General features: G+C 59.5%; 4 protein-coding genes. 1 reads left to right on the top strand and 3 read right to left on the bottom strand.

Annotated features, from left to right (window positions below; all coding sequences use genetic code 11):
- Positions 1-187: 187 nt before the first annotated feature.
- Together ACOQFS_RS07625 and ACOQFS_RS07620 are read right to left on the bottom strand one after the other, a co-directional pair.
- The gene (locus ACOQFS_RS07625) at positions 188-658 is read right to left on the bottom strand and encodes a hypothetical protein (RefSeq protein ID WP_060985853.1); all 471 of its coding nucleotides are present in this window, start codon (positions 656-658) and stop codon (positions 188-190) included.
- A gap of 23 nt (positions 659-681) precedes the next feature.
- Positions 682-1,056 (bottom strand): hypothetical protein, encoded by a 375-nt coding sequence (locus ACOQFS_RS07620; protein ID WP_421562293.1) that lies wholly within the window; start codon positions 1,054-1,056, stop codon positions 682-684.
- A 263-nt stretch (positions 1,057-1,319) separates the two neighbouring features.
- Between ACOQFS_RS07620 and ACOQFS_RS07615 the strand changes: the two genes are divergently transcribed.
- Positions 1,320-3,770 carry a tyrosine-type recombinase/integrase gene (locus ACOQFS_RS07615; protein WP_060985855.1) on the top strand — a complete coding sequence of 817 codons (2,451 nt, stop codon included), beginning with the start codon at positions 1,320-1,322 and terminating at the stop codon, positions 3,768-3,770.
- 15 nt (positions 3,771-3,785) lie between these two features.
- On the opposite strand, the gene ACOQFS_RS07610 is transcribed toward ACOQFS_RS07615, so the two are convergent.
- Positions 3,786-4,829, bottom strand: a complete 1,044-nt coding sequence (locus tag ACOQFS_RS07610) for a hypothetical protein (protein ID WP_172727670.1) — start codon at positions 4,827-4,829, stop codon at positions 3,786-3,788.
- Positions 4,830-5,265 lie beyond the last annotated feature (436 nt).

Below are 5,265 nucleotides of genomic sequence, written 5' to 3'. Positions count from 1 at the left end.
AATCCCGGATTTGAAGGTGAACAGGAAAGCCAACAGAATCAACGATCTACCAACACCACCCCCGCGCCAGTGCTGGGTTTGCGTACCGCCAGTTATTGCACTGAAAACAAGGGGACCCCAAGTTTGGCGGTCGGGAAGTTCAATGAATGGCGGATTGAGGTCTGTCAGGTTCATGGGGCGAGGTCATTCAGTGAGCCTCAGCCGTTGCCAATGCCAGGATGTGTTTCGCTGGGACGCCCTGCTCAAGAGCGGCGCGCGGTGTCTGGCCGTCCAGCGCCGATGCCGGCGTCTCCAGGAAGGTGAGCACCTGCCAGCCATCGGACGCGCCAAGGGCCGATGCCAAGGGCTGCAGGATGGGCCACAGGTTGGGTTCGAACTGCCAGCGTGGCAATTTGAAACCCCGGCGCAGGTGGGAAACCCCGATGCAGCGGCGCGACTTGATCCAGGCGTTGATGGTCACCCGGCTGGCGCCTGCCAGCAGTGCAGCGTCGTCGGTCGTGATCATGTCGTCGGCTTCCATGCGCTCGCGGCGGTACTGCGCACCCGAGCGCAAGACAGCGGCAGACTGGGCCGCTGTCGCGTAGGGATCAGGAGACGCCTGCGAGAGGTCTGGGGCATTGCGGTGGGCAAACGGTGAGGAAATGGACAGGGTATTCATGGGGATTTCAAACCGTGGTGCGCTTATGGCGCGTTGCGCAGGTTGGGCTTTGCCGCCGAGAAGAAGCCAGAAGTAGATCCGTCGCGAAGGTCTGTGTTGTTGCGGCGCCGTGACCTCAGGCGCGCGCCACCGCCCCTCTTCACAAGGCGGACCTCCAGGCGTTCGGGGCTGTACCACTGGGAGACGGGGCTGGACAGTGTGTTGCGCACGTAGAAAAGCGAGTTCCCAGTGCAACCCTTGCGCATCGTCTGATGCACGGCCAGGAACGCTTTCATCATGGCCTGAGCAATCAACTGTGGTTCAAAGGGGACCAAGTTGCCGTTGCGGCGAATGATCGCGTAGTGATTAGGCGCTGCAGGTGCGCTAGGCCCACTCGGGCCGTCTATCCAAACAAGCATCTCGTTCTCCTGTGGTCGCTGGCTGGACATCGCTCGTCCAGGCCGGTGCTTCCGAGGGGAACTGTACATCGCCCTTGAAAACTTCGCAAGATTAGATAGCTACGTTGAGTCGAGTGCGTTAGATCAATCCGTTAAGTTCGTTAAGTTTTTGACGCTTCGGAATCGTTTTACATTTAATGTGTACTGTCCCATAATATCCATTATGGAGCATTAAACGAGGCTCAAAAAAAGAGGAGGGGACATCCCGCTCCTTTTTCGCTTAGTTGTTCCGGCTGGGCTGGCGCTGGGGCCAGTTGGCCAAGCCGCCAGTGCACGAGGACAATTCGTCTTTCAAGGTCATGACCCACTCTACGCCCGAAATTCCTGATGCGCAACCGCCCGCCGAATCCGGCGCCCTCGCCGAGCCCGGAAAACTGGCGGTGGTGGATCTGGACGGTGGCCAGCCGCTGGAGCCCGCGCAGCGCGTCAAACCGGCTCGCCGACGCGGACGCCCACCAGGTTCGCAGACCCGGATCGCCCACAACAATGCGACGGCCGACGAGTTCGCGATGCTGCGCGCCATCGCCCAAGGTGTGGATCTCACTGTAGCAGCTCGCCAGTACATGCTGTGGCCGGGTCGTGCGCCCGAGCGTCCAGCGCTCGTCAAGAAGTACCAGGAACTTTTGGACCGGATCGAGGCTGCAGCCAACGGCATCGAGCAGTCCCAAGAGGCCCGCGCTATGGTGAGGGTCCTCAGGGACCACCAGACCATAGTGAGCGCAGTGCCGGTTGGGTCACCCGGTAGCAACACCGAGCCTCCAGCGCCCACCAGTGGACAAGTGGACATCGCCGTGCAGGCCCAACCCGTGACGGTGCAGGCACCCAAGGTGCTCAGCTTGGAAGAGTTCGCGGCCCAGTTCGACCCGGACATGTTCTCGGAGGCTGAGCTGATCGAGCGGTACGAGGAGGCCCTGGCAGAAGCAAGGGCCGAACCTGCTCCCGACCTGGCGCCCTCCCCGAGTCAGGTAGAGATCCCCCTCGCGCCCGAGACAGAACCCTCAATACAGACCGGGGCTGTGCAGGTGCTTCAGGCAGGCCGCAGTGCGGCCGAGCGGATGGCGGATGTCTTGCATGCGATCAACTGGCTGGATGAACACCTGGGCACCAAGCCCGAGCGCGCTCACCGCGTCGAACAGTGGGTTGTAATGTCCGGTAGTCAGAAGGAGGCACTGGGCAAGGCGGGCGTGATCACGCTGGGAAACCTGGTGGACTGGATCTCGTTGAAGGGCGACCGCTGGTACGACGAACTGCCTGGCTACGGCGTCAGGCGGGCAGAAAACCTGCTGGCGTGGCTGCATCGCTGGACGCTGACGCCGGCACCAGGTCTTTCGCGACTCCCCGCGCTGGCCAACAGCCGTGAACTGCAGATCTCTTCGCCCTACGAGATGCAGCCGTTGACATCGATGCTGTGGCCAGAAGAATTGGACGGGAGCGACGGAAAGTTCCGGGCACTCACCGCCAATACGATGGAAGCGTCGAATGATGTTGAAGCGGTACAGGCGTGGTTCAGAAAGATCCAGCAAAAGTCACCCCATACCCAAGAAGCATATCAACGGGCCATAGAGCGCTTGATCCTCTGGGCCATTCATGAACGCAAGCGGGCTCTGTCGTCCCTCACTGAAGACGATTTCTTTGCGTTCAAGAAATTCCTCACCAATCCGCCAGAGCATTGGGTGCAAGTAGCCAAAGGCACAAAGCAGAAATACACCGATGGATGGAGACCTCTGCGTGGCCCCCTCAACGCCCAGAGTCTGAACGTGACTTTCTCCGCCGTGCGGGCCATGTACACGCACTGGAAGAAATCAGGGTACATCAGTGCGAACGCAGCCCTGGCGGTGGACGGGCAAAAGCGCGACCAGGTGACGATGGATGTGTTCCGATCCTTCACGGAGGCTGACCTGCAGGTGGTGGGTGACACGTTCGCGGATCTGCCGGATGGACCCGCCAAGCGCAGGCTGCGCGCCCTGTTTAGGCTGATCGAGAACGCTGGGCTGCGACGGGCGGAAGTCGCGCAAGCGCGGTGGTCGCATGTGCAAACCGACCGAGCCCTGGAACGTGGTGTGGAGTCCCGAGTGTTGGAGGTCTTGGGTAAAGGCATGCGAAAACGCACGGTCCCCCTGAACGCGGCCACGATGCAAGCCCTGCGTGAGCACCGCAAGGACCGCGAAGAGCTGATGGCTCAGGGCAAGCTCGCGCTGTTCACCCAGGTCAAACCTGAAGACCAGCCGCTGATCGGAGTGCTGGATGATCGATGGATCTCCACCAGAGACAAGGGATTGGCCATCGAACGCGCGCAGATGGCTTTGCGATCAAACAAGGCGCTGCCCACCATCGAGATCGAACGCGAGGCCGAGGTGGGCAAGATCAAGTACACGGTCAATGAGCATGGGGCCCTGTCCAGTCACATGCTGTACTCCATCCTCAAGAGTTTCTTCAAAATCTGCTCCGACAATGCCCACGAGATGGCGGGTGAAGGAAAGGCCCCCTTCATGCGGGCTTCGACCCACTGGCTGCGCCACACCTACGCGCACAAAGCCCTGGAGGCGGCTGGAGGAAACCTCAGTGTGGTGCAGGAGTTGCTCGGGCACAAGAACATCAACACCACAGCCATCTATGTGAAGGCCGGCATGGGAGAGCGCATCAGGGCGGTGGACAAGATGAAGACCAGTATCTGAGCCCCAGCTGGTTGCTCAGGCCAACCGCTGGAGAACGGGGCGCAGCGGTTCGTCGTCTTTTCGGCTGGACGCGCGTGCGAGTTCCAGGCGGGGACCGTCAGGCAAATGCTGGCGAAGATGCAGGAGCCCCCGGACGTTTTTGAGACCGGCGCGAAGTGCCACTTCCGGCTGGGGCATGCCAGACAGCATCCATTGCACCAGCCTGGTGTTCCTGACGATCTGCGGCCCAGCGCGAACCGGGTCATCTTGGCCAGCGGCCCGACTGGCGGCCAGCAGGTGCGCGCGCACCAGCACCAACAGGTTTTCGTCGGTCATCGGTTTGCCCGTCTGCGAGCTGAAAAGTGCTGGTGCCAAAGCGTGTTTGCCCGCTGTCGCCTTCACCTGCAGCCAGGATTTGATGGCCGAACGCACCTCTGCAGACACGACCATCGTGCGCAGTTGGTTGACGCCACCCGAAGTGATACGGATCGAGGCGCCCTTCCCTGCTCCGCCGTCTACGAAGGACTCGACTGTGAGCGCGCGGATTTCAGCCGAGGTGAGCCCCAACTCAAAGAGCACCAGCAAAAGCGCTCGGTTGCGGATGTCGATGGCCTTCAGGCCCACAGCATCTTCGGAGCCTTCTCGAAGGATCTTGAAGCACTGCTCCCAGACAACGGGCGACAGGATGGCCCCCTTGGGATCTTCAGAGGGAGGCTTTTCCTTGTCGGCAATGCCTGCCGCAGGATTTTCCGCAACCAACCCGCGCTCCACAGCGTAGTCATACACCCGCTCAAGCAGGCGCCAGTACCGGCGTTCGGTGATCTCGCTGATCTTGACGCCACCCCCACGCACTTTGATCCCACCGTTCAGGTAAAGCCTGACCAGCACTGGGTCTGCATCGGTCCAGTGGACCCACCTGGGGTTTTTAGGGTCACCTCCGGTTGTCAAAAATTTGGTCCAGGATATCCAAAAGTACCTGTAGAAAACAAAATCGTTGATGGCCCGCTGGTCATCATTCGAACAATGTTCTAGCCATTGCTCAAAAAACTCATCAGCGCTCAATTCAACTTTGGAATTCATGATCAACTGAATTGTCGTGAATTATTGTGCTGTGAGCAATTGCGTGAACACGACAGAGGGGTCACCCTCTGCTGCTGCAGTGCTTCGGGCAAGAGCGCTATCTGACCTGTAAGATTGCAAGCAATTGCGACGGTGATGCAATGCCCCTATTGCGTTCACTGCATTTGAAATAGTTGTATTCCTCTGCAACTGGCGACATATTTAATGCGCGAAATGGCCGGTGCATGTAATCCAAATTTTTGTATTTCTTGTACAGGCGAAAAAAAACCGACGCCCACATAAGTGGTGCGCCGGTTTCATATTGGTAGATCAAGCACCCATCGATAGCTTAAAAGCAATCGAAAAGAGCTGCCTGGGACGGGGTCTCCTCGTTTTCAGTGCAATAAGTGACGGTACGCAAAGCTAGCACTGGCGCGGGGGTGGTCTGGGTAGACCG

The organism is Paracidovorax sp. MALMAid1276, assembly GCF_049198005.1.
In the GTDB taxonomy this organism is placed as follows: domain Bacteria; phylum Pseudomonadota; class Gammaproteobacteria; order Burkholderiales; family Burkholderiaceae_C; genus Acidovorax.
This window is presented reverse-complemented; position numbering and strand designations above follow the sequence as displayed.